Origin of the sequence: Serratia sp. JKS296 (genome assembly GCF_900215445.1) — a bacterium.
GTDB lineage: Bacteria > Pseudomonadota > Gammaproteobacteria > Enterobacterales > Enterobacteriaceae > Serratia > Serratia marcescens.
In genome coordinates this window covers 4,235,720-4,259,752 of the sequence record NZ_OCMX01000001.1, presented here as the reverse complement: position 1 = coordinate 4,259,752, position 24,033 = coordinate 4,235,720, and the positions used below count along the sequence as shown (strand labels likewise).

At 59.5% G+C, this 24,033-nt stretch carries 20 protein-coding genes and 1 riboswitch; of the genes, 11 read left to right on the top strand and 9 right to left on the bottom strand.

Translation table 11 applies throughout. The features are described from left to right. Positions 1-3: 3 nt before the first annotated feature. From thiQ to sgrR, 4 genes are all read right to left on the bottom strand, one after another. Complete coding sequence (thiQ, locus tag CRO23_RS20460; RefSeq protein WP_079450076.1) at positions 4-708, bottom strand: thiamine ABC transporter ATP-binding protein ThiQ; 705 nt, start codon at positions 706-708, stop codon at positions 4-6. Further along, entirely contained in the window at positions 695-2,302 is a 1,608-nt protein-coding gene (gene thiP / locus CRO23_RS20455) for a thiamine/thiamine pyrophosphate ABC transporter permease ThiP (RefSeq protein WP_097102765.1), read from the bottom strand. Before thiP ends, thiQ begins: the two co-directional genes overlap by 14 nt. Beyond that, positions 2,278-3,264: a thiamine ABC transporter substrate binding subunit gene (gene thiB, locus CRO23_RS20450; protein WP_049300146.1), complete on the bottom strand. Its 987-nt coding sequence runs from the start codon at positions 3,262-3,264 to the stop codon at positions 2,278-2,280. Before thiB ends, thiP begins: the two co-directional genes overlap by 25 nt. 57 nt (positions 3,265-3,321) lie before the next feature. Further along, positions 3,322-3,440: riboswitch (TPP riboswitch) on the bottom strand. A 37-nt stretch (positions 3,441-3,477) separates the two neighbouring features. Continuing rightward, complete coding sequence (gene sgrR / locus CRO23_RS20445; protein WP_028127859.1) at positions 3,478-5,139, bottom strand: HTH-type transcriptional regulator SgrR; 1,662 nt, start codon at positions 5,137-5,139, stop codon at positions 3,478-3,480. A gap of 90 nt (positions 5,140-5,229) precedes the next feature. Between sgrR and sgrT the strand changes: the two genes are divergently transcribed. From sgrT to CRO23_RS20430, 3 genes are all read left to right on the top strand, one after another. Continuing rightward, positions 5,230-5,403, top strand: coding sequence for a glucose uptake inhibitor SgrT (gene sgrT / locus CRO23_RS20440; protein WP_016929104.1), 174 nt, complete (start codon positions 5,230-5,232; stop codon positions 5,401-5,403). A gap of 154 nt (positions 5,404-5,557) precedes the next feature. Continuing rightward, positions 5,558-6,754 (top strand): sugar efflux transporter, encoded by a 1,197-nt coding sequence (locus CRO23_RS20435; RefSeq protein WP_016929103.1) that lies wholly within the window; start codon positions 5,558-5,560, stop codon positions 6,752-6,754. 144 nt (positions 6,755-6,898) lie between these two features. Next, positions 6,899-8,371, top strand: a complete 1,473-nt coding sequence (locus CRO23_RS20430) for a DASS family sodium-coupled anion symporter (protein ID WP_016929102.1) — start codon at positions 6,899-6,901, stop codon at positions 8,369-8,371. 42 nt (positions 8,372-8,413) lie between these two features. On the opposite strand, the gene leuD is transcribed toward CRO23_RS20430, so the two are convergent. From leuD to leuA, 4 genes are read right to left on the bottom strand one after another with little or no spacing between them, the layout of a single operon-like run. After that, the gene (gene leuD, locus CRO23_RS20425; protein ID WP_004932829.1) at positions 8,414-9,016 is read right to left on the bottom strand and encodes a 3-isopropylmalate dehydratase small subunit; all 603 of its coding nucleotides are present in this window, start codon (positions 9,014-9,016) and stop codon (positions 8,414-8,416) included. Positions 9,017-9,025: 9 nt separating this feature from the next. Next, positions 9,026-10,426 carry a 3-isopropylmalate dehydratase large subunit gene (gene leuC / locus CRO23_RS20420; RefSeq protein ID WP_097102763.1) on the bottom strand — a complete coding sequence of 467 codons (1,401 nt, stop codon included), beginning with the start codon at positions 10,424-10,426 and terminating at the stop codon, positions 9,026-9,028. A 1-nt stretch (position 10,427) separates the two neighbouring features. Then, a complete protein-coding gene (gene leuB / locus CRO23_RS20415) occupies positions 10,428-11,519 on the bottom strand; it encodes a 3-isopropylmalate dehydrogenase (RefSeq protein WP_097102761.1) in 1,092 nt (363 codons plus the stop codon). Positions 11,520-11,521: 2 nt separating this feature from the next. Further along, positions 11,522-13,096: a 2-isopropylmalate synthase gene (gene leuA, locus CRO23_RS20410; protein WP_016929098.1), complete on the bottom strand. Its 1,575-nt coding sequence runs from the start codon at positions 13,094-13,096 to the stop codon at positions 11,522-11,524. Positions 13,097-13,970: 874 nt separating this feature from the next. Here leuA and leuO point away from each other — a divergent pair. The 5 genes from leuO to cra all read left to right on the top strand — a co-directional run bounded on the left by leuO (position 13,971) and on the right by cra (position 20,944). Next, on the top strand, positions 13,971-14,918 hold the full coding sequence (gene leuO, locus CRO23_RS20405; RefSeq protein ID WP_016929097.1) for a transcriptional regulator LeuO: 948 nt from the start codon (positions 13,971-13,973) through the stop codon (positions 14,916-14,918). Positions 14,919-15,383: 465 nt separating this feature from the next. Further along, a complete protein-coding gene (locus tag CRO23_RS20400; protein ID WP_097102759.1) occupies positions 15,384-17,192 on the top strand; it encodes an AMP-dependent synthetase/ligase in 1,809 nt (602 codons plus the stop codon). Between the two features lie 316 nt (positions 17,193-17,508). Next, entirely contained in the window at positions 17,509-19,227 is a 1,719-nt protein-coding gene (gene ilvI / locus CRO23_RS20395) for an acetolactate synthase 3 large subunit (RefSeq protein WP_033641254.1), read from the top strand. Between the two features lie 2 nt (positions 19,228-19,229). Then, complete coding sequence (ilvN, locus tag CRO23_RS20390; protein WP_004932806.1) at positions 19,230-19,721, top strand: acetolactate synthase small subunit; 492 nt, start codon at positions 19,230-19,232, stop codon at positions 19,719-19,721. Between the two features lie 218 nt (positions 19,722-19,939). Beyond that, positions 19,940-20,944, top strand: a complete 1,005-nt coding sequence (gene cra, locus CRO23_RS20385; protein ID WP_016929094.1) for a catabolite repressor/activator — start codon at positions 19,940-19,942, stop codon at positions 20,942-20,944. Positions 20,945-20,983: 39 nt separating this feature from the next. Here cra and CRO23_RS20380 read toward each other — a convergent pair whose 3' ends face one another. Further along, positions 20,984-21,424: an L-alanine exporter AlaE gene (locus tag CRO23_RS20380; protein ID WP_004932798.1), complete on the bottom strand. Its 441-nt coding sequence runs from the start codon at positions 21,422-21,424 to the stop codon at positions 20,984-20,986. A gap of 861 nt (positions 21,425-22,285) precedes the next feature. On the opposite strand from CRO23_RS20380, the gene mraZ reads away from it, so the two are divergent. Genes mraZ through ftsL form a run of 3 tightly spaced genes read left to right on the top strand, consistent with a single transcriptional unit; the run spans position 22,286 to position 24,005 of the window. Then, a complete protein-coding gene (gene mraZ, locus CRO23_RS20375) occupies positions 22,286-22,744 on the top strand; it encodes a division/cell wall cluster transcriptional repressor MraZ (protein WP_004932796.1) in 459 nt (152 codons plus the stop codon). A 2-nt stretch (positions 22,745-22,746) separates the two neighbouring features. Continuing rightward, on the top strand, positions 22,747-23,688 hold the full coding sequence (gene rsmH, locus CRO23_RS20370; RefSeq protein WP_016929092.1) for a 16S rRNA (cytosine(1402)-N(4))-methyltransferase RsmH: 942 nt from the start codon (positions 22,747-22,749) through the stop codon (positions 23,686-23,688). Continuing rightward, positions 23,685-24,005: a cell division protein FtsL gene (gene ftsL / locus CRO23_RS20365; RefSeq protein WP_015376645.1), complete on the top strand. Its 321-nt coding sequence runs from the start codon at positions 23,685-23,687 to the stop codon at positions 24,003-24,005. The genes rsmH and ftsL overlap by 4 nt, the downstream gene beginning before the upstream one ends. The last annotated feature ends 28 nt before the right edge of the window (positions 24,006-24,033 follow it).

The window sequence follows — 24,033 nt, the reverse complement described above, 5'->3', positions numbered from 1 at the left end:
AGATCACGCTTTGCCCGAAATGCCCAGCACGCGCGCTTCGGGCGCGCTGCCGTCCATCAGGGCCTGCGTCGTGCCGTCGTAATAGATGCGGCCGTCGACCACCAGCAGCGTGCGCGGCGCGATGCGTGCGGCGTCGTCGAGGTTGTGCGACACCATCAGCAGCGTCAGGTTGCGCTGTTCGCATACCGTTTGCAGCAGCTGCAGCATCTCGTTGCGCAGCGCCGGATCGAGCGCCGAGAAGGGTTCGTCGAGCAACAGGATCGGCCGTTGGCGAATCAAACAGCGCGCCAGCGCGGCGCGCTGACGCTGGCCGCCGGAAAGTTGCGACGGCAGGCGCTCCAGGTGCTCTTCCAGACCGACCTGACGGGCGATGTGCTCCCGCTGTTGGCGCTGTTGTTCAGTCAAGCGCAGACCGGGATCCAACCCCAGCCCGATGTTCTGCGCCACCGTCAGGTGCGCGAACAGGTTGTTCTCCTGAAACAGCATCGACACCGGCCGCTTGGCCGGCGGGGTGGCGGTGTGGTCTTCGCCGTTCAGCAGCAGCCGGCCGCTGGCCGCCGGCAGAAAACCGGCGATCAGGCTCAGCAAGGTGCTTTTACCGGCGCCGCTGGGGCCGAGCACCGCGACGCGCTCGCCCGGCTGGATGCGCAGATCAAAGCGCATCGGCAGGTGTTCATACAGGTAGGTCAGTTTTTCAAGCGTCAGCATGGCGGCCCGGTAAGCGTTCAATCAGGGTAAACAACAGGAAGCACAGCAGCAGCAACAGCAGCGCGGTCACCGCCCCGTCGTTGCTGCGGTAGGCGCCAATCTGCTGATACAGGTAAAAAGGCAGGGTACGGAAATGCTCGTTGCCAAACAAGGCGACCACGCCGAAGTCGCCGATCGACAGCACGCAGGCGAAGGCCAGCGCCTGCGCCAGCGGGCTGCGCAGGGCGCGCAGCTCAATCAGCCGCAGCCGTTGCCAGCCGCGGATATCCAGCGACAGGCACAGCGGATTGTAACGTTCGGCGAGGTCGCGCATCGGGTTCTCCAACACCTTTAGCGCGTAGGGCACCGCCATCAGCGCATTGGTGAGGATCACCAGCGCATAGGGCGACTGCGGTAACCCAATTGTATCGCTCAGCAGCAGGAAGAAGCCGGTGGCCAGCACGATGCCCGGCATCGCCAGGATCACCATGCCGCTCAGCTCCAGCGCCTGGCCGCCGTGCAGCTGCTGCCGCAGTTTCAGCTCGCGGCTGCTCCACAGCAGCATCATCGTGAGCGCCACGCACAGCAGCCCGGCGCCGAGGGCGATGCGCAGCGACGTGAACAGCGCCTGCCACAGCACCGGCTGGCGCAGCACGCTGACAATGGCCTGATTGGCGCCGTCGGCGATCACCGCCAGCAGAGGCGGCAGCAGCAGCAGCAGGGCGGCGGCGATCAGCAGAAAATCGCTGATGCGCCGCCACAGGCTGTCTTCCGGATTGCGCCAGCGCTGGGCGTGGGTATGCCCCACCGGCAATGCCTGGCTCAGGCGCTGACTGATCAACACCAGCCCGAGACAACAGCCCAGCTGGATCAGCGCCAGCATGGCGGCACGCCCCAGATCGTAGTCGTAACTCAGCGCCTGGTAGATCGCCAGTTCGATGGTGGTGGCCTGCGGCCCGCCGCCCAGCGACAGCACGGTGGCGAAGCTGGCGAAGCACAGCATGAAGATCAGCGCGCCGCTCGGCAGGATCTGGCGACGCAGCGCCGGCCATTCGACGAAACGGAACTGCTGCCAGCCGTTCATACCCAGTTGGGCGGCCAGCTGGCGCTGCTCCACCGGAATGTTCTCCAGCGCCTGCAGCAACAGGCGGGTGGCCAGCGGCAGGTTAAAGAACAGGTGCGCCAGTAGAATGCCCTGCAGCCCGTAGGGCGAGAAGCCATACTCGACGCCCAGCCAGCCGCACAGCGTCGCCAGCCAGCCCTGGCGCCCATAGACGCTGAGCAGGCCGAACACCGCCACCAGCACCGGCAGCACCAGCGTCATGGCGCACAGCCGCAGCAGCAGCTGCCGGCCGGGGAAACGGCGGCGATAGAGCGCACGCGCCAGCAGAACGGCGGGCAGCACCGAAATCAGCGCCGACAACAGCGCCTGCCAGAAGGTGAAGCGCACCACGTGCCACAGGTAACTGTCCTGCCACAGGCCGCGCCAGTCGCTGTCCGGCGCGTGACGCCACAGTGAGCCCATCGCCAGTGCGGCGACCAGCAGGATCACGCCGGCGGCCAGCAGCCCCGGCCAGAGCCAGCGGGGGATCAGCGGCTGACGGCGGTTTGCCATGCCCGGATCCAACCGCCGCGTTGTTTGGCCACCTCTTCGGCGCTGTATTGCAGCGCGGTCTGCGGCACGTTCATCTGCTCAAAACCGACGGGCAGCGGGGTGTTGATCACCGGGTACATCCAGTTGCCGGTCGGGATGGTGTTCTGGAATGCCGGCGTCACCATGAACTGCATGAAGCGCTCGGCCAGCTCAGGCTGTTTGGCGGCTTTCAGCTTGCCCGCCACTTCCACCTGCAGGTAGTGGCCTTCGCTGAACGTGGCGGCGGCGTAAAGGTCTTTTTTCTCTTCGATCAGGTGATAGGCCGGAGACGTGGTGTAGCTGAGCACCAGGTCGCCTTCGCCTTTCAGGAACAGGCCGTAGGCCTCGCTCCAGCCTTTGGTGACGGTGACGGTCTTCTTCGCCAGCTGCTGCCAGGCGGCCGGCGCCTTGTCGCCATACACTTTTTGCATCCACAGCAGCAGGCCGAGCCCCGGCGTGCTGGTGCGCGGATCTTCGTAGATCACTTTCCAGTTGCGGTCGCCGCTGACCAGCTCCTGCAGGCTTTTCGGCGGGTTCTTCAGTTTTTCTTTGTTGTAGACGAAGGCGAAGTACCCGTAGTCGTAAGGCACGAAGGTCGCGTCCTGCCAGCCGCCCGGCACCGTCAGCTTGGCGGTGTCGACGCCGCTCGGCGCGAACAGGCCGGTTTGCTGCGCCGCCTGCAGCAGGTTGTTGTCCAGCCCCAGCACCACGTCGGCGGCGCTGTTTTTGCCTTCCATGCGCAGGCGGTTCAGCAGCGAGACGCCGTCTTCCAGCGCGACGAACTTCAGTTCACAGCCGCATTCGGCTTCGAAGGCTTTTTTCACCGCCGGGCCAGGGCCCCAGTCGGCGGCGAAGGAATCGTAGGTGTAAACCGTCAGCGTCGGCTTGGCGAACGCCGGCGCGGCGCACAGCAGCAATAAGCAGGGCAGATATTTTTTGACCACGTTGCACTCCTGAAAAATAAGGGGGCAAGGGCATCTGAGGGGGCGAGGCGGCGTCGCCGGTTCGCTGGGCTCAAATCCCTCCGCCGGTATTGACCGGATCAGGTTCGACGGGTGTGCTCTCAGCGGAAAATCGGGCTTATTAGGCGGCCCGGCTCTCCGCACCCCGTTGAGACGGCGCTATTGTAAAGATTAACCGACTTGGGCGAAAGGCGCTTATGTCTCCGGCGGGGCAAACCAGGCGGACTTGAAGTCGAACCAGCCGAGGGTGTTCATCCGCACGCCGCGCATGCTGCGCTGGCCGTGCAGCTGCAGCCAGTGGTGGAACAGCGGATGCAGCTGGTGGTTGCTGACCAGACGCTGGCAGAACTCCGCCAGCGGCAAGCGGTTGGCGCGCCACAGCGCCGCGTCCTGCGCCAGATCTTCGTTCATGCAGTGCTGCATCAGCGGCAGTTCGTACAGCGTGGCGAACAGCGAAAACTCCAGCGGCAGATAGAAGTTGGCGCTGCCGAGCCACAGATCGCTGCGCGCGTCGCCCTGGTGCCAGGTGGCGTAATCCACGCTTTGCACGATCAGGCGGATGCCGTGCTGCGCCAGCAGCGGTTCAATCGCCTGGCGAATGGCGTGAAACTCCGAATGCTCATTGAAGTGGGTCATCGTCAGTTCGGTCAACCCCGCCGGTTTGGGCTGCTGCGCCAGAGCGCGGTTGTGGTGCCAGCGGGGCAGCAGGCCGTACGCCGGCGACCAGTAGCGCTGGTAGAGCGGCCCGGCGCGGCTCAGCAGCGAAATGGGGTTGATCAATTCGCACAGCCAGCTGCGCATGGCGGGGTCGGCGGCCAGCGGGGAGCGCTGATCGAATAGCAAGAAATAACAGCCCTCTTCCAGTCGGCTTTCCAGTTCGTTTTTACCGGTTTCATCGCCCTGCAGCTGCACGCCGGAGTGCACCAGCTCTTCGGAGAACTCCGGCAGCACCCAGATGTTCACCTCGTCAATCAGCGCTCGGTAGCCGAAATAGTCGTCGAAGGCGTGGATCTTCATCTGGCTGGGAAGATTGCGCACCACGCGGTAGGGGCCGGTGCCAACCGGATGGCGGGCGAAATCCGGCAGTTCGCGCCATTCGCGCGGCAGGATCATGGCCTGCACGCTGCCCAGCAGCCAGGGCAGCCAGTGGTCGGGGCTGTGCAGATGCACGTCGATAATGAACGGCGTCGGCGAGGTGACGCTTTCGATATGCGAGAACAGCGGTTGCGAGGTCAGACGCGAGAGGGAAGTGATGACGTCCGCCATCTCCAGCTCGCGGCCGTGATGAAAATGGATCGCCGGGCGCAGGTAAAACCGCCAGTGCAAGGGCGTCAGCGCCTGCCAATGGTGGGACAGATCGGACTCCAGTTCCCCGTTTTCCTCATTTATGCGCGTCAGGCCGTTGAAGATCTGACGCGCCAAATGGGTCTCGGAACGCCGCAGCGCCGAGCCGGGCAGCAGATTGTACAACTGCCGATAGTAGAGCACCCGTAGGATGTGCTTCCCCTGGCGGAAGCTGCGCCCCAGCTGCGACAGCAGCATCTGGCGCACCACGTTTTTGTCGCCCACCAGTTGCACCAGCTGATCGATGCGATCCTGTTCCAGCAACTCCTCGGCCCGCTGTTGCTGCAGCGCCAGGCCGGTGTAGTGGAAGGTTAGCCGCGAACGCTTGCCGCGCCCCGACTCCGCCTGCCAGGTGAGCCAGCCTTCCCGCTGCATGGCGCTCAGCAGGGAACGCACGTGGCGCCGCGAGCAGCTGAGCACCTCCGCCAGATCCTGCAGCGTGGTGTCGGTGGTTTCACCGTGGCAGCGCTGCCACAGGCGGATGAACTGCTGCTGCAATCTGGACGTGGACATAAAAGAGGAACACTCCCGCTTCAACTCGTCAATTTTTCTTTCCCTATATTACGCCGATAATTTTCATCAATGAAAGGGGAGGACGTAATCATGAAAGCTTTCTTATCCAAACCGTTCTATCAGCGCTATTTCCGCGCGGTGCGCCGCCAGCGCGCCGACTGGCTGAGCCTGGTGCCCGAACAGGCACGGCTGGCGATGCTGGCGCACCTGACGCAATGGGACATTAAAGAGATGACCGATAAGCAGTATCGCGAGCACCTGTAGGGGCTGCGGCAACAAGTTTCTGAGTAATGGTGCTGTTTCACCAGCCAGTGGGGCGACCCACTGGTTTTTTTATGCGCGGTCATGGCGATGCGCTTGCTTTTTCCTCGCCGTGGCCTAAGGTTCTTTCTTCTGCTTTGAGGTCAGGGAAGACGATATGCAACGCCTGAGCCGCTTGTCACTGCGCATTAACCCCATCTTCGCCGCCTTCCTGCTGATCGCTTTTCTCTCCGGCATCGCCGGCGCGTTGCTGACGCCGACGCTCAGTCTGTTTCTGACCACCGAAGTCAAAGTGCGGCCGCTGTGGGTCGGGCTGTTTTACACCGCCAACGCGGTGGCCGGCATCGTGGTCAGCTTCCTGCTGGCCAAACGTTCCGACACCCGCGGCGATCGGCGCAGGTTGATCCTGCTGTGCTGCCTGATGGCGGTCGGCAACTGCCTGCTGTTCGCCTTTAACCGCGACTACCTGACGCTGATCACCGCCGGGGTGCTGATGTCCGCCGTTGCCAACACCGCCATGCCGCAGATTTTCGCGTTGGCGCGGGAATACGCCGACAGCGAGGCGCGTGAAGTGGTGATGTTCAGCTCGGTGATGCGCGCCCAGCTTTCGCTGGCGTGGGTGATCGGCCCGCCGCTGTCGTTTGCGCTGGCGCTGAACTACGGGTTCACCGTGATGTTCCTGATCGCCGCCGCCACCTTCGCGGTTTGCGTGCTGCTGGTGGGATTTATGCTGCCTTCGGTGCCGCGTGCGGCGGAGAATGGGGGGCTGCAGGGCGGGATGTCTGCGCCGATCGCGCCCGCCAGCGCCTGGCGCAATCGCGATGTGCGGCTGCTGTTCATCGCTTCGATGCTGATGTGGACCTGCAATACCTTGTATATCATCGATATGCCGCTGTATATCACCGCCGAACTCGGGTTGCCGGAAGGGCTGGCCGGGGTGCTGATGGGCACTGCCGCCGGGTTGGAAATCCCGGCAATGCTGCTGGCCGGTTATTACGTCAAACGCTTCGGCAAGCGCAACATGATGCTGCTGGCGGTGGCGGCGGGCGTGCTGTTTTATCTCGGGCTGACGGTGTTGGCGACCAAGCCGGCCCTGATCGCGCTGCAACTGCTTAACGCGGTGTTTATCGGCATCGTCGCCGGTATCGGCATGCTCTATTTTCAGGATTTGATGCCGGGCCGGCCGGGCGCCGCCACCACGCTGTTCACCAACAGCATCTCTACCGGGGTGATCCTGGCCGGGGTGCTGCAGGGCGCGCTGGTGGAGAATTTCGGTCATGGTTCGGTGTATTGGATGGCGGCGCTGCTGGCGCTGGCGGCGCTCGGGATGAGCGCCAAAGTGCGTGAAGTGTGAGGTTAAACGACGGCATTCTTGATGCAAGTCATTGAGAAGGCTAAGCCGGACGCTCAAGCTGAAGGCATATGGCGCGCGATCGCTGCGCCCACGCCCATCTCGCTATTGAGATGCCGCCCTGTCGTTTAGAACAGTGGGAACGTTATGGATAAACTCACACCGCTCAAACCGCTTCCTTCCCTGTGCGCCCTTGGCGCCACGCTGATTATCTGGTTCCTCATTCCCGTGCCGGAGGGCGTTGCGCCCAACGCCTGGCAACTGCTGGCGCTGTTTATCGGCACCATCATCGCCATCATCGGCAAGGCGATGCCGATCGGCGCGGTTTCGGTGATCGCCATCGCTCTGGTGGCGGTGACCGGCGTCACCAATCCGGGCAAGCCGGGCGCCGCGCTGGACGATGCGCTCAGCGGTTTCTCCAACCAGCTGATCTGGCTGATCGGCTTTTCGATCATGATTTCCCTCAGCCTGAACAAAACCGGGCTGGGCGCGCGCATTGGCTATTACTTTATTTCGCTGTTCGGCAAGAAGACGCTGGGCATCGCTTACGCGCTGACGCTGGCGGAAACCACGCTGGCGCCGGTGACGCCGAGCAACACCGCGCGCGGCGGCGGCATCATTCACCCGATCATGAAGTCGATCGCCGACAGCTTCGGCTCCAAACCCGAGCTCAATACCTCCGGCAAAATAGGCCGCTACCTGTCGTTGGTAAACTACAATATCAACCCGATCACCTCGGCGATGTTTATCACCGCCACCGCGCCTAACCCGTTGATCGTCAGCCTGATCGCCAAAGGCACCCACGGCAGCTTCGAACTGTCCTGGTCGATGTGGGCGATTGCCGCCCTGGTGCCGGGGCTGTGTTCGCTGCTCGTGATGCCGCTGGTCATCTACCTGCTGTATCCGCCGGAGGTGAAAAGCACGCCGGACGCGCCGCGCTTTGCGCGCGAAAAACTGCAGACGCTGGGGCCGGTGACGCTGCCGGAGAAAATTACTCTCGGGGTGTTCGCGCTGCTGTTGGTGCTGTGGGCCGGCATTCCGGCGATGATTTTCGGCCCGGCGCTGGCGGTCAATCCCACCACCGCGGCGCTGATCGGCCTGGCGGTGCTGCTGGCTACCGGGGTGCTGAGCTGGGAGGATGTGCTGAAGCATAAAGGGGCCTGGGACACCGTGGTGTGGTTCTCGGCGCTGGTGATGATGGCCAGCTTCCTCGGCAAGCTGGGGCTGATCGGCTGGCTGTCGCAAACCGTCGGCAACGGCATCGACCGTATGGGCATGAGCTGGGTGGGCGGTACGATCTTGCTGACCCTCATCTATTTGTATTCACATTATTTCTTCGCCAGCACCACCGCGCACGTGACGGCGATGTTCGCCGCCTTCTTCGCCGCCGGCATCGCGCTCGGGGCCCCGCCGGCGTTGCTGGGCCTGATCCTGGCGTTCTCTTCTTCGCTGATGATGTCGCTGACCCATTACGGCACCGGCACCGCGCCGATCGTCTTTGGCTCCGGCTATGTGACGCTGGGGGAGTGGTGGAAAGCGGGATGGGTGATGAGCGTGGTTAACCTGCTGATCTGGATGCTGATCGGCGGGGCATGGTGGAAGCTGCTGGGCTACTGGTGAGGAAAGAATTCACCCGCCGGGCGGCGGGTGAAGTGAAGGGGATTAATTCAGAAACGCCGGTTGCTGCGCTTCGTAGCGGGAGATGTCCGCTTCGTGCTGCAGCGTCAGGCCGATGCTGTCCAACCCGTTGATCATGCAGTGGCGGCGGAAGCTGTCGATTTCGAACGGATAGCTTTTGCCGCCGGCGTTGACCGTCTGGTTCTCCAGATCCACCACGAACTCCGTCCCCTCGTTGGCGTCCACCAGTTTGAACAGCTCGTCCACCTGCTGCTCGCTCAGCGTCACCGGCAACAGCTGATTGTTGAACGAGTTGCCGTAGAAGATGTCGGCGAAGCTCGGCGCGATCACCACTTTGAACCCGTAGTCGGTCAGCGCCCAGGGGGCGTGTTCGCGCGAAGAGCCGCAGCCGAAGTTTTCGCGCGCCAACAGGATGCTGGCGCCTTTATAGCGCGGTTTGTTCAGCACGAACGCCGGGTTCGGTTGCTGGCCGGCGTCGTCGAGGAAGCGCCAGTCGTTGAACAGGTGCTGGCCGAAACCGGTGCGGGTGACCTTCTGTAAAAACTGCTTGGGAATAATGGCGTCGGTGTCGACGTTGGCCGCATCCAAAGGCACCACTAAGCCGGTATGTTGAGTAAATTTAGCCACGTTAGCCCCTTAGTGAATATCACGGATGTCGGCGAAGTGACCGGCGACGGCGGCCGCGGCGGCCATCGCCGGGCTGACCAGGTGGGTGCGCCCGCCGCGGCCCTGACGCCCTTCGAAGTTACGGTTGCTGGTGGACGCGCAGCGCTCGCCCGGATTCAGACGGTCGTTGTTCATCGCCAGACACATTGAGCAACCCGGCAAACGCCATTCGAAACCGGCTTCGATAAAGATTTTGTCCAACCCTTCGGCTTCCGCCTGGGCCTTCACCGGGCCGGATCCCGGCACCACGATGGCCTGCACGCCGCTGGCGACCTTGCGCCCTTTGGCGATAGCCGCCGCCGCGCGCAGATCTTCGATGCGTGAGTTGGTGCAGGAGCCGATGAACACTTTGTCGATCGGCACGTCGGTCAATTTGATGCCCGGCTTCAAATCCATGTAGGCCAGCGCTTTCTCGGCGGAGGCGCGCTCGACCGGATCGCTGAACGATTCCGGCGCCGGGATCGCCTGATTGACGGCGATCACTTGGCCGGGATTGGTGCCCCAGGTGACCTGCGGCGCGATCTCTTCGGCGCGCAGCGTCACCACGGTATCGAACTGGGCGTCGACGTCGGACTTCAGCGTGCGCCAATAGGCGACCGCCTGCTCCCAGTTTTCGCCGGTTGGCGCAAACTGACGCCCCTTCAGATAGGCGAAGGTGGTGTCATCCGGTGCGACCAGCCCGGCCTTGGCGCCCATTTCGATCGCCATGTTGCACAGGGTCATGCGGCCTTCCATGCTCAACGCTTCGATCGCCTTGCCGCAGAACTCCACCACGTGGCCGGTGCCGCCGGCGCTGCCGGTTTTGCCGATCACCGCCAGCACGATGTCTTTGGCGGTGATGCCCTCGGCGGCGTCGCCGGTGACTTCAATCTTCATGGTCTTGGCGCGGCCCTGTTTCAGGGTCTGGGTCGCCAGCACGTGTTCCACTTCGGAAGTGCCGATGCCGAACGCCAGCGAGCCGAAAGCGCCGTGGGTGGCGGTGTGCGAGTCGCCGCAGACGATGGTCATGCCCGGCAGCGTCATGCCTTGCTCAGGCCCGATCACGTGCACGATGCCCTGGAACGGGTGATTCAGGTCATACAGCGAAACGCCGAATTCCGCGCAGTTCTTGATCAACTCCTGCATCTGGATGCGCGCCATTTCGCCGCTGGCGTTGATGTCTTTGGTTTGGGTCGACACGTTGTGATCCATGGTGGCGAAGGTTTTGCCGGGCTGGCGCACCTTGCGGCCCATGGCGCGCAGGCCGTCGAACGCCTGCGGCGAGGTGACTTCGTGCACCAGGTGACGGTCGATATACAGCAACGGCGTTTCGTTCGGCGCTTCGTGCACCACGTGGGCGTCGTACAGCTTCTGGTATAAGGTCTTGGCCATGTTATGCCCCCTGAGCTACAAAGCGGGCGATGATGTCGCCCATTTCATCGGTGCTGACGGCTTTGCCGTCACCGGCCAGATCGGCTGTGCGGTAGCCCTGTTCCAGCGCCTGGTTGATGGCGCGCTCCACGGCGTCGGCCGCTTCATCGGCGCCCAGGCTGTAACGCAGCAGCAGGGTGGCGGACAGGATCTGCGCAATCGGGTTGGCGATGCCTTTGCCTGCAATATCCGGCGCGGAACCGCCCGCCGGTTCGTACAGACCGAAGCCTTGCTCATTCAGGCTGGCGGACGGCAGCATGCCCATTGAGCCGGTGATCATCGCGCACTCGTCGGACAGAATGTCGCCGAACAGATTGGAGCACAGCAGCACGTCGAACTGGGACGGATCCTTGATCAACTGCATGGTGGCGTTGTCGATATACATGTGCGACAGCGATACGTCCGGGTAATCCTTGGCGACCTGATTGACCACTTCACGCCACAGAATGGAGCTTTGCAGCACGTTGGCCTTGTCGATCGACGTCACTTTGTGGCGGCGCTTGCGGGCGGATTCGAAGGCGATGCGCGCGATGCGTTCAATCTCGAAACGGTGATACACCTCGGTATCGAAGGCGCGTTCCTGCATGCCCTGGCCTTCGCGGCCCTTCGGCTGGCCGAAATAGATGCCGCCGGTCAATTCGCGCACGCACAGAATGTCGAAGCCGCGGGCGGCGATGTCGGCGCGCAGCGGGCAGAATGCCTCCAACCCTGGATACAAGCGCGCCGGGCGCAGGTTGCTGAACAGTTTGAAGTGCTTGCGCAGCGGCAACAGCGCGCCGCGTTCCGGCTGCTCGGCCGGCGGCAGGTGTTCCCATTTCGGGCCGCCCACCGAGCCGAACAAGATGGCGTCGGCCTGCTCGCAGCCGGCGACGGTCGCCGCCGGCAACGGACTGCCGTGGCGATCGATGGCGATGCCGCCGACGTCGTACTCGGCGGTGGTGATGCGAATGTCAAAGCGTTGACGCACCGCGTCCAACACTTTGCGCGCCTGAGCCATTACTTCCGGGCCGATGCCGTCTCCGGGCAAGACGGCAATGTGATAAGTCTTCGTCATGTTCACACCGTTTCCTGATTATTTTGATGTTTGTTTTGCTGCAGGCGCTGCTTTTCTTTTTCTACCTGCTGTGAGCGCCAAATATTGTTCAACACGTGCACCATCGCCTTGGCGGAGGATTCGACGATGTCGGTCGCCAGACCCACGCCGTGGAAGCGGCGGCCGTTGTAAGAGACCACGATATCCACCTGGCCCAACGCGTCGCGGCCATGGCCCTTGGCGGTCAACTGGTACTTCACCAGCTCGATCGGGTAGTCGGTGATGCGATTTATCGCCTGATAGACCGCATCGACCGGGCCGTTGCCGGTGGCGGCTTCGGCTTTCTCTTCGCCGCCGCAGATCAGTTTCACCGAGGCGGTGGCCATGATGCTGCTGCCGGACTGCACGCTGAAGTAACCCAGGCTGAAGTGCTCCGGCTCTTCCTGCTGTTTGTTGATGAAGGCCAGCGCCTCCAGATCGTAGTCGAATACCTGGCCCTTTTTGTCGGCCAGCTTCAGGAAGGCGGCGTACAGGCTATCCAGGTTGTAATCCTGTTCCTGGTAGCCCATCTCTTCCATGCGGTGTTTCACCGCCGCGCGGCCGGAGCGGGAGGTCAGGTTCAACTGCACGTCTTTCAGGCCGATCGACTGCGGGGTCATGATTTCGTAGTTTTCGCGGTTCTTCAGCACGCCGTCCTGGTGAATGCCGGAGGAGTGGGCGAAGGCATTGGAGCCGACGATCGCCTTGTTGGCCGGGATCGGCATGTTGCACAGCTGGCTGACGATCTGGCTGGTGCGGAAGATTTCCTGGTGATTGATGTTGGTGTGCACGTTCATGATGTCCTGGCGCACTTTAATCGCCATGATTACTTCTTCCAGCGAACAGTTGCCTGCGCGTTCACCAATGCCGTTCAGGGTGCCTTCCACCTGGCGGGCGCCGGCCTGCACCGCGGCGATGGAGTTGCCGACCGCCATGCCCAAATCGTCGTGGCAGTGCACGGAGATGATGGCTTTGTCGATGTTCGGCACGCGGTCATACAGGGTCGTGATGATGCCGCCGAACTGGTTTGGCGTGGTGTAGCCGACGGTGTCCGGGATATTGATGGTGGTGGCGCCGGCGTTGATGGCGGCTTCAACCACGCGACACAGATTGTCGATCGGCGTGCGGCCGGCGTCTTCACAGGAGAACTCCACGTCGTCGGTGTAGTTGCGGGCGCGTTTTACCGAGCGCACCGCCATCTCCAGCACTTCGTCGAACGAGCGCTTCAGCTTCGATTCGATGTGCAGGGTCGAGGTGGCCAGGAATACGTGGATGCGGAACGCTTCGGCGACGCGCAGCGCTTCGGCGGCCACGTCAATGTCTTTGTCCACGCAGCGGGCCAGGCCGCAGACGCGGCTATTCTTGATCTGGCGCGCGATGGTTTGCACCGACTCGAAGTCGCCCGGCGAAGAGACCGGGAAGCCGACTTCCATCACGTCAACGCCCATTCTTTCCAGCGCCAGCGCAATCTGAATCTTCTCTTTTACGCTCAGGCTGGCCTGCAGCGCCTGCTCGCCATCACGCAGCGTGGTATCGAAAATAATGACTTGTTGGCTCATCGGTGCATTCCTTATCGTGTTGATTTCACGCTAAGCGGGCAAAAAAAAACCCGCGCAGTAGCGCGGGTTTCTTATGGGTGATCGGCTGAGTCAGCTCCGAACTTCGTCCATAGGCATACCGCGCAAACAAGATGCGTTAAGTAGTAGGCCTAGTAGACGGTGAGTACGGATCATAAGGGTTCAGCTTCTCTTAAATTGGGTGTCTGCCTAATTTGATACGTGATTGGCCTGGCGATGTCAACACCTGATTGAATGCGGGGACAATGCATCAGCCCATTAGCTAAACAGAGGATCATTCGGCAAAAAAACGACGCCTTAGAGAAAAAAATGGGACCAGTTTGCGTGCTGCTTAGCATAAACGAATCGAATATATACTGCGCTAATTGCTTCTGGATTTCGTTGCGTTAAGATTTGTGATGAAAAAAACAAGAGGGATTAATCACGGGGAGCAATGAAATAACATTTTCAATTCAAATGGTTTAAATTGAACTCATATGAATAATTGATTGTTTTAGTCATAATATAACAAAATAATGCGTTTTTACACAAAGTGAGCGGTGTTTTTAGATGGTTTGATTGCTTATGATGTGTTTTTATAGTTTGTCTCATACAGTGCGGCGACGTTGTTCAATTGTATTAATCATTGTTGATACCTAATTATTAGTACTACCCAGGTGGCATTCTTCTCGCTGACGGGGGATGCTGCTGACATGTATTCCATATACGACTTATATCGTGTCGATAACACGAGGTTTTTTATCGGTTGATGACGGTAATGGCAGAATTTGTCGTGCAAAGATAAGACAATGCGGCGTTTCATTGTTTGTCGAGCATAAGGATTAGATTATCTACACAGGATTTAGTGGAGTGAAATATGGCTGAATATGATTCAGAAATCGCCATGGTCAAAGAGCCGGCGGACATTCATTTGCGCAGCGTCGATCTTAATTTACTGACGGTGTTTGACGCCGTGATGCAAATGCAAAATATTACGCGAGCCGCTAATTCGTTAGGGATGTCGCAGCCGGCGGTGAGCAATGCGGTAGCGCGCCTGAAGGTGATGTTCAACGACGAACTGTTCGTGCGCTGCGGCCGCGGGATCCAGCCCACCATGCGGGCCAGGCAGCTGTTCGGGCCGGTGCGGCAAGCGCTGCAGCTGGTGCAGAATGAGTTGCCGGGATCTGAGTTTGAGCCGCTGACCAGCACGCGAGCGTTCTCCCTGTCGCTGTGCAGCCCGCTCGATTTGCGTCTGGGCGCCGGGATAATTAATCACGTCAAACAGATAGCGCCGCAGCTTAACCTGCAAATAAAGTCATACATTAACAATAATATTGAACATCAATTGCGTTATCAGGACGTCGAGTTTGTCATCGGCTACAGCCGTTTCGAGTCGGCGGAGTTTCGCAGCCTGGCGATGTTCGACGACGAATTAGTGCTGGCGGTTGCGCAGGCGCACCCGAGAATAGGCGAGGAGGTGACGCCGGAGCACATGCTGGCCGAGCAGCATGCTGCGGTTTCCCTGGAAAGTTTTGGATCGTTCAGTAAACCTTTTTATTCAGACGAGCCGATGCTGCGTGCCGTGACGCAGCAGTGCACGGATCTTTACAGCGTGTTGAATATGGTGTCGCAAACGGAAATGGTGGCGATTGCGCCCGCCTGGTTGGTGCGACAGCTGACGGAGGCGTTGAAAATAAAGGCGGTTCCTTTATGTGGCAACGATAATAAAGCCACCTGCTACCTATCCTGGCATGAATCTTCAGAGCGGGATAAAGGCCACCAGTGGATGAAATCTGTCCTGATTGAGGCGGGTAACCCAAAGTAAAGCGATAAAGATGGGAGCCATATAAAGATAATATTCAACTGAGCGTTTTTTTCTCATGATAAAAACTAAGAACTATCTGTGTTTTTATTAAGATATTTCTTGGTTTTGCGGCGATAGAATAACTTATTATTAGGGTAAATTTGTTCATTTAGCGAAAACAATTAATATAAATTAATATTCTGATTTTTACTTTCCAGTTGGGATTTTAAACTAACTCGATGTGGCGGCCCGAACGGGCCGCGTTTTATGGCCGCCATCAAACCTTTTCCTTCCCATTCTGTCCAACCCATGAAAGCGCGAAAGCCGGCTTGAGTTTTGGCTCACACTTCTACGCTGAAATCGCTTTTCCCCCTGCCTGAGAGTAGGTAGACTGCGCGGAAAAAAGTAAACACGTGTAAGCTGAGATGAGGGCCGCAAGGCGTCGTTCAGGCTTAACGGTATGATTCATTTCAGGCTTAGAGCACTATGATCACTAATCTGCTGCAATACCATTTGATCCATCGTATACAGCATCAAATCACCCACCGAGCCGATCGCACAGCATTTCGCCAATGGTCGCCCAACGGCGAGTTTCAACTGACCTGGGGAGCGGCGGCTGCCCGCATTGATCGCATTGCCGCCGGGCTGCTGGCGCTGGGCGCCGAAGTGCAAGAACGTATCGGTATCTTCGCCAATAACACGATGGCCTGGTCGTTGACCGATCTCGCGATCCTGCACCTGCGTGGCGTCAGCGTACCGCTCTATTCCACCAATACGCCGGCGCAGGCGGCCTTCGTCATCAATGACGCTGACATTCGCATCCTGTTCGTCGGCGAACAGGCGCAGTTGGACGCCGCCATCGCGCTGCGCGGCGTCTGTCCGCAACTGCGTCATATTATCGTGTTCGACGAGGATGCCGATCTGCGCGATTGCGAGATAGCCCAACACCTGAGCGCCTTCGAGCATGCCGTCGATCCGGCGGCTTTTATCGCTCAACGTCGGCAGCGCATTGAAGAGTGCGACCTGCAGGATCTCTTCACCCTGATCTATACCTCGGGCACCACCGGCGAGCCGAAAGGGGTGATGCTGGATTATCGCAACCTGGCGGCACAGCTCTACCTGCATGATGAGAGACTGACGGTCGGCGAAGAGGATGTGTCGCTCAGTTTCCTGCCGCTGTCGCACGTGTTTGAGCGTGCCTGGAGCTTCTTTGTCATGCATTCCGGCGCGCAGAACGTTTTCCTGCCGAACACCGACTGGGTTCGGGAAGCGATGGGGCAGGTGCGGCCGACGTTAATGTGCGCGGTGCCGCGTTTCTACGAGAAGATTTTCAGCGCGGTGCATGAAAAAGTGGCGCGTGCCCCTTGGCTGCGCCGCGCGCTGTTCCACTGGGCGATCGTCTGCGGGGAGCGCAAGTTCCTGCAAGAGCGGGCCGGCAAACCGTTGGGCAAACTGTTCGAATTCTCTCACCGCTGGGCCGACAAGCTGGTATTGAGCAAGCTGCGCGGTATCCTCGGCGGCCGGGTGCGCTTCCTGCCGGCGGCGGGCGCCAAGTTGGATGACAATGTGATCCTGTTTTTCCAGGCGATGGGCGTCAACATCAAGTACGGTTACGGCATGACCGAAACCTGTGCGACCGTGTCCTGCTGGGAAGAAGGGCATTTCCGCTTCGGCTCTATCGGCAAACCGCTGCCGCAGGTCGAGGTGCGCATCGGTGAAGAAAATGAAATCCAGGTGCGCGGGCCTATCGTGATGCGCGGCTATTTCAACAAACCGTTGGAAACCGCCGCGACCTTTACCGCAGACGGCTGGCTGAAAACCGGCGACGCCGGGGCGATCGATGAAGAGGGCAATCTGTTCATCACCGAGCGCCTTAAGGATTTGATGAAAACCTCTGGCGGCAAATACATCGCGCCGCAGATGCTGGAAGGCACGTTGGCGCAGGACCGCTTTATCGAGCAGGTGGCGATCATCGCCGATGCGCGCAAGTTCGTTTCCGCGCTGATCGTGCCGTGCTTTGAGTCGCTGGAAGAGTACGCGAAGTCAGTCAACCTGAAGTATCAGGATCGCCTGGAGCTGCTGCGCAACGGCGAGATCCTCGCGATGTTCGAAAAGCGCCTGCGCGAGATGCAAAAGGAGCTGGCGCGCTTCGAACAGGTGAAGAAGTTCACTCTGCTGCCGGCGGCTTTTTCCATGGAGTTGGGGGAGCTGACGCCAACCCTGAAGCTGCGCCGCAAAGTGATCCTGCAGCGCTATCAGCGCGAAATCGACTCGATGTACCGGGAACAGGCCTGACGCCGCCGCCGGGCCACGTGCCCGGCGAAAAAAGCGGCATATCCTTCACCTGATTTAGTTCTGTAATTTTCCTCCTGTTCGAAACAATGCCTAGCCCAACAACCCTGAGGCTAGCGCATTGTTTTTATAAAGCTGCGATCTCCAGCCGCTTGGCAATAACCCCGCCGCCGTTAAGCCATTTTGCCGTTTGCCTGCCCCATATTCTGACGTTATGTTAATTCGATAGCGACAACCCATAAAAATTTAGGGGCATTGCCCCGCAGCAGGCGCTACGTTCCGGCGCCAGAGAAGAATAAGCAAGCCTGGAGGCAAACCCATGGAGATGTTGTCAGGAGCCGAGATGGTCGTCCGATCGTTGATCGATCAGGGCGTTAAACATGTATTCGGCTACCCCGGCGGGGCGGTGCTCGATATCTACGACGCCCTGCATACGGTCGGAGGGATCGATCATATTCTGGTGCGCCACGAGCAAGGGGCAGTGCACATGGCCGACGGTTACGCGCGCGCCACCGGCGAAGTGGGCGTGGTGCTGGTGACCTCCGGCCCCGGCGCCACCAACGCCATTACCGGCATCGCCACCGCCTATATGGACTCGATACCGATGGTGGTGCTGTCGGGGCAGGTGCCCAGCTCGCTGATCGGCTACGACGCCTTCCAGGAGTGCGATATGGTGGGGATTTCTCGGCCGGTGGTGAAGCACAGCTTCCTGGTGAAACGTACCGAAGACATCCCGGCGGTGTTGAAGAAGGCCTTTTACCTGGCTTCCAGCGGCCGCCCCGGCCCGGTGGTGATCGATCTGCCGAAAGACATCGTCGGCCCGGCGGTGCGGATGCCTTATGCCTACCCGCAGGACGTGAGCATGCGTTCTTATAACCCGACGGTGCAGGGCCATCGCGGGCAAATCAAACGCGCGTTGCAAACCATCCTGGCGGCCAAGAAGCCGGTGATGTATGTCGGCGGCGGCGCGATCAACGCCGGTTGCGAAGCCGAACTGCTGGCGTTGGCGGAGCAGCTGAACCTGCCGGTGACCAGCAGCCTGATGGGACTGGGCGCTTTCCCCGGCACCCATCGCCAGAGTGTCGGCATGCTCGGCATGCACGGCACTTATGAAGCCAACAAAACCATGCACCATGCCGACGTGATCTTCGCCGTCGGCGTGCGTTTCGACGATCGCACGACCAACAATCTGGCCAAATACTGCCCGGATGCTACCGTGCTGCATATCGATATCGATCCGACCTCGATCTCCAAAACGGTGGATGCCGATATTCCGATCGTCGGCGATGCCAAACAGGTGTTGGTGCAGATGCTGGAGCTGTTGGCGCAGGATGACAAGGCGCAGGATCACGATGCGTTGCGCGATTGGTGGCAGTCTATTGAACAGTGGCGCGCCCGCGACTGTTTGGGGTACGACAAAAACAGCGGCACCATCAAGCCGCAGGCGGTGATCGAAACCCTGCATCGCCTGACCAAAGGCGACGCCTATGTGACCTCCGACGTGGGGCAGCACCAGATGTTCGCCGCGCTCTATTACCCGTTCGACAAACCGCGCCGTTGGATCAACTCCGGCGGCCTCGGCACCATGGGCTTCGGCCTGCCGGCGGCATTGGGCGTCAAGCTGGCGCTGCCGGAGGAAACCGTGGTGTGCGTCACCGGCGACGGCAGCATCCAGATGAACATTCAGGAGCTGTCCACCGCGCTGCAATATAACCTGCCGGTGGTGGTGGTGAACCTCAACAACCGTTATCTGGGCATGGTCAAGCAGTGGCAGGACATGATTTATTCCGGCCGCCACTCGCAGTCTTACATGGATTCGCTGCCGGACTTTGTCAAGCTGGCTGAGGCTTACGGCCATGTCGGCATCGCCATCCGCACGCCGGATGAGCTGGAAAGCAAGCTGGCGCAGGCGCTGGCGGAAAAAGAGAGGCTGGTGTTCGTCGACGTGACCGTCGATGAAACCGAACATGTTTACCCGATGCAGATCCGCGGCGGAAGCATGGACGAAATGTGGCTTAGCAAAACGGAGAGGACCTGATCATGCGCCGTATTTTATCTGTCTTGCTGGAAAACGAATCCGGCGCCCTCTCGCGCGTGGTGGGGTTGTTCTCCCAGCGCGGTTACAACATCGAGAGCCTGACGGTGGCGCCGACCGACGATCCGACGCTGTCGCGCATGACTATCCAGACCGTCGGCGACGAGAAAGTGCTGGAGCAGATTGAGAAGCAGTTGCACAAGCTGGTGGACGTGCTGCGCGTTAGCGAGCTGGTGCAGGGCGCCCACGTCGAGCGCGAGATCATGCTGGTGAAGCTGCAGGCCAGCGGCTACGGCCGTGAAGAGGTGAAGCGCTGCGCCGACATTTTCCGCGGCCAGATCGTAGATGTGACGGCGACGCTGTATACGGTGCAGCTGGCCGGCACCAGCGATAAACTGGACGCCTTCCTGAGCGCGGTGCGTGAAGTGGCGGAGATCGTGGAAGTGGCGCGTTCCGGCGTGGTCGGCGTGTCGCGCGGCGACAAAATTATGCGCTGAGCGTGGTCTGGCGGCGAATAATTCGGGGCGCGGCGTGGCTGCGCCCTTTGTTTTTCGGTATTTTTTGCCCGATTGCTGGCACCTTTCGGCAAAAGCGGTTGCTAGGTAGTGTTTTCTGCTGTTAGATCGCAGAGGCTGGATTGAATAACCGTACGGGATGCCATGGTTAATCCGAGCACAGCCTTCACTTCTATTTTCAGCGTCATTAAGGGGTTAATGTGAAACTGGATGAAATCGCGCGTCTCGCGGGCGTTTCGCGCACGACGGCCAGTTATGTCATCAACGGCAAGGCGAAGCAGTATCGTGTCAGCGATAAAACCGTCGAGAAAGTGATGGCCGTGGTTAGGGAGCACAACTATCACCCGAATGCCGTCGCGGCAGGGCTGCGCGCCGGGCGCACCCGTTCTATCGGTCTGGTGATCCCGGATCTGGAAAATACCAGCTATACCCGTATCGCCAACTACCTGGAGCGTCAGGCGCGCCAGCGTGGTTATCAATTGCTGATCGCCTGTTCCGAAGATCAGCCGGACAACGAAATGCGCTGTATCGAGCATTTGCTGCAGCGTCAGGTGGACGCCATCATCGTTTCCACCGCCTTGCCGCCGGAGCACCCCTTCTATCAACGCTGGGCCAACGATCCGCTGCCGATCATCGCGCTGGACCGCGCGTTGGATCGCGAACATTTCATCAGCGTCGTCGGGGCCGACGAGGAAGATGCCTTTGCGCTGGCGCAGGAGCTGCGCACCTTCCCGGCTGAATCGGTGCTGTATCTGGGCGCCTTGCCGGAGCTTTCGGTCAGCTTCCTGCGTGAGCAGGGCTTCCGCCGGGCCTGGCAAGAGGATCCCCGCCACGTCGATTACCTGTATGCCAACAGCTATGAGCGTGAAGCCGCCGGCGCGCTGTTTGCCGAATGGCTGAAGACGCACCCGATGCCGCAGGCGCTGTTCACCACCTCGTTCTCGCTGTTGCAGGGAGTGATGGACGTGACGCTGAAGCAACGCGGCCGTTTGCCGACCGATCTGGCGATTGCCACCTTCGGCGACCATGAACTGTTGGATTTCCTGGAGTGCCCGGTGCTCGCGGTGGCGCAGCGCCATCGTGACGTGGCCGAACGCGTGCTGGAGCTGGTGTTGGCCAGCCTGGACGAACCGCGTAAACCCAAGCCTGGATTGACGCGTATTCGCCGCAATCTGTTCCGCCGCGGCAGCCTGAGCCGCAAGTAGTTTGCCTGGCAGGAGCCCCCGCGTTGGCGGGCTCCTGGTTTAGACGTAGTCCGCCACCCGGAACAGCCGCCGGCAGTATTCCAGGAAATAGCCATACACCACGCCCATCGCCATGGAGACCAGCGCATTGCTGGTTACCGCCGCCAGCATTTGTTGGCCGTCGGCGCCTACGCTCCATAGAATGGCGGCATAAACCGGCGACTGGAAGCTGACGTAGGCCAGCAGATCGGCGAGGTTGCGCAGCAGGAACTGGCCGCGCGGGCAGCGGCGCGCCGTGCGGATAAACAGATCGCGATAGCGGCCGTAAGGCCAGGCGATCAGGATGTTGACCGGGATCGACAGCAGGCGCGAAGAGAGGGATTGCTGGAAGCTCATGCCTGAGATCAACACTTCTATCGCCATGCCGGCGATAAAGCAGTACACCACCAGTGCGAACGTATCGGCAGCGGCGCTACGCCAGTGAGTCGCGGGCGAAAGCATGCGTCATCCTCTTTGGTTAAAATTCTGTTAAGTTATTAATTGTTGGATGTTAAGGCTGGTTTTTTGCCTTTTTTATAGTGTACTAATCTGAATTGTCTTTTTTAACTAGGTTTATATTTTTATTTTTAACATTTGTTCGCTTTTTGTCCCGCAGAGCTGGGGCATAGGATGGGGCGGAGAGATTAAAATCGGCGTTTTTAAATAAATCGATTAAAAACATAAGGTTGCGATTTTTCGTTTTTGAAGGGGATTTTTCCGGCAAAAATTGTGGAAATAAAGGTGTAAGAAAATGAAACCATAATTGTAAACAGGTATTTTGGGAATAATCTTACCAAATTGATTTGAATCGAAATTACTTCTGCTCGTAATATCCGAGCCATTTATTTTTATCGCGCCCTCATCACGGCGGTGCAAATTGAAGTAAAATAGCGCCCGGCTTTACGGTGAATAACGATTGAGCGTTATTAACTCAAGGGGTTATGGCCTTATTCCGCGATCGGTTCGCCTGGCGCCGAGCCTTGGCGGGCGCGGCTCGCCAGCGGTTACAGCCCTGAGATTGCCGAGCTGAAAAATGAGACATGGCTTGCAGAAGGAAGTAATGAGTTAATTAATCGCCAGTTCGTCAGGTTTTTAATCAGATTCTTTCCGCTTAGAAAATTCTCTCCGTTTATCATGGTGTTAATTTTTAATCGTCGAATAATCAGAGTTTCTTTCGCGAGTCAGCTCCCAAAATGACCAGAGAAATATTGCCAAAGCGCTGGCGCTCTGGCTTGACAAGGTTTTCATACCCTCCGTAAACTCCATTGTGTGGGAATTTGTGGGGTAAAGTGGTGAAAACGGTCACTAAGGGGTAGCTCAGGAATGTTCCGTGGAGCGACGATGGTCAACCTCGACAGCAAAGGGCGGCTCGCCGTACCTACCCGATATCGGGAATTGCTCAACGAGGAATCGCAAGGCCAAATGGTCTGTACCATTGACCTCCATCAGCCCTGCCTGCTGCTTTATCCTTTGCCCGAATGGGAAATTATTGAACAAAAATTATCACGTCTGTCGAGCATGAATCCCGCCGAGCGCCGCGTTCAGCGCCTGCTGCTGGGGCATGCCAGTGAGTGTCAGATGGATAGTGCCGGTCGTTTGCTGTTAGCCAGTACGCTGCGGCAACACGCCGGGCTCACGAAAGAAGTGATGCTGGTCGGTCAGTTCAACAAGTTTGAACTGTGGGATGAACAGACCTGGTATCAACAAGTCAAGGATGATATTGACGCTGAACAGTCGACTCAGGAACCGTTGTCTGAGCGGCTACAGGACTTGTCGCTATAAGCATGTTGGAAAACTATAAACACACCACCGTCCTGCTGGACGAAGCCGTCAACGGCCTCAACATCCGCAGCAACGGCATATATATCGACGGTACTTTTGGTCGCGGTGGCCATTCTCGTCTGATTCTGTCCCAACTGGGGCCGGAAGGGCGCTTGCTGGCGATTGACCGTGACCCTCAGGCGATTGCAGCCGCCAAATCTATTGAAGATCCTCGTTTTACCATCGTACACGGCCCATTTTCCGAGTTGTCGCACTATGTGCGGGAGCGCGACCTGGTGGGCAAGATCGACGGCGTTCTGCTCGATCTGGGCGTTTCCTCGCCGCAGCTTGACGACGCGGAGCGCGGATTCTCCTTTATGCGTGACGGTCCGCTGGACATGCGCATGGATCCGTCCACCGGCCTGTCCGCCGCCGAATGGCTGATGAAGGCCGAAGCGGACGATATCGCCTGGGTGCTGAAAACCTTTGGCGAAGAGCGTTTCGCCAAGCGCATCGCGCGCGCCATCGTGGAAAGAAACCGCGTGGAGCCGATGACGCGCACCAAAGAGCTGGCGGATCTGATCGCCGATGCCAGCCCGTTCCGTGAAAAGCACAAGCATCCGGCGACGCGCAGCTTCCAGGCGATCCGCATCTATATCAACAGCGAGCTGGAAGAGATCGAGCGTGCGCTCGACGGCGCGCTGGAAGTGCTGGCCCCGCAGGGCCGTTTGTCGATCATCAGCTTCCACTCGCTGGAAGACCGCATCGTCAAACGCTTTATGCGTCACCACAGCCGCGGCGCTCAGGTGCCGGCGGGCATTCCGTTGACCGAAGAGCAGCTGCGCGGCATGGGCGGCCGGACGCTGAAAGCGCTGGGCAAAATGATGCCGTCGGAAGCGGAAGTGGCGGACAACCCGCGTGCGCGCAGCTCGGTGCTGCGTATTGCTGAGAGGATGCCCGCGTGATCGGCAACGAACGTCACGGTTTGGTCGGGGTGATTGGCGGCGATCTGCTGCGCAATGCCAAGATCCCCCTGATTTTACTGATTGCGTCACTGGTTTCCGCGATTTTCGTGGTGACTACCGCGCACCGCACCCGCCTGCTGACCGCTGAGCGCGAACAGCTGGTTCTGGAGCGCGATGCGCTGGATATCGAGTGGCGCAACCTGATTTTAGAAGAGAACGCCCTCGGCGATCACAGCCGGGTTGAACGTATCGCGACAGAAAAACTGCAGATGCAACACGTTGATCCATCGCAGGAAAATATCATCGTTAAACAATGAATGGTTTAACCGGAATAATGACACGGAG

Coding starts and splice junctions, on each gene's coding strand:
- thiQ (WP_079450076.1), bottom strand. CDS start 708: ATGCTGACGCTTGAAAAACTGACCTACCTGTATGAACACCTGCCGATG.
- thiP (WP_097102765.1), bottom strand. CDS start 2,302: ATGGCAAACCGCCGTCAGCCGCTGATCCCCCGCTGGCTCTGGCCGGGG.
- sgrR (WP_028127859.1), bottom strand. CDS start 5,139: ATGTCCACGTCCAGATTGCAGCAGCAGTTCATCCGCCTGTGGCAGCGC.
- sgrT (WP_016929104.1), top strand. CDS start 5,230: ATGAAAGCTTTCTTATCCAAACCGTTCTATCAGCGCTATTTCCGCGCG.
- CRO23_RS20435 (WP_016929103.1), top strand. CDS start 5,558: ATGCAACGCCTGAGCCGCTTGTCACTGCGCATTAACCCCATCTTCGCC.
- CRO23_RS20430 (WP_016929102.1), top strand. CDS start 6,899: ATGGATAAACTCACACCGCTCAAACCGCTTCCTTCCCTGTGCGCCCTT.
- leuC (WP_097102763.1), bottom strand. CDS start 10,426: ATGGCCAAGACCTTATACCAGAAGCTGTACGACGCCCACGTGGTGCAC.
- leuB (WP_097102761.1), bottom strand. CDS start 11,519: ATGACGAAGACTTATCACATTGCCGTCTTGCCCGGAGACGGCATCGGC.
- leuA (WP_016929098.1), bottom strand. CDS start 13,096: ATGAGCCAACAAGTCATTATTTTCGATACCACGCTGCGTGATGGCGAG.
- leuO (WP_016929097.1), top strand. CDS start 13,971: ATGGCTGAATATGATTCAGAAATCGCCATGGTCAAAGAGCCGGCGGAC.
- CRO23_RS20400 (WP_097102759.1), top strand. CDS start 15,384: ATGATCACTAATCTGCTGCAATACCATTTGATCCATCGTATACAGCAT.
- ilvI (WP_033641254.1), top strand. CDS start 17,509: ATGGAGATGTTGTCAGGAGCCGAGATGGTCGTCCGATCGTTGATCGAT.
- ilvN (WP_004932806.1), top strand. CDS start 19,230: ATGCGCCGTATTTTATCTGTCTTGCTGGAAAACGAATCCGGCGCCCTC.
- CRO23_RS20380 (WP_004932798.1), bottom strand. CDS start 21,424: ATGCTTTCGCCCGCGACTCACTGGCGTAGCGCCGCTGCCGATACGTTC.
- mraZ (WP_004932796.1), top strand. CDS start 22,286: ATGTTCCGTGGAGCGACGATGGTCAACCTCGACAGCAAAGGGCGGCTC.
- rsmH (WP_016929092.1), top strand. CDS start 22,747: ATGTTGGAAAACTATAAACACACCACCGTCCTGCTGGACGAAGCCGTC.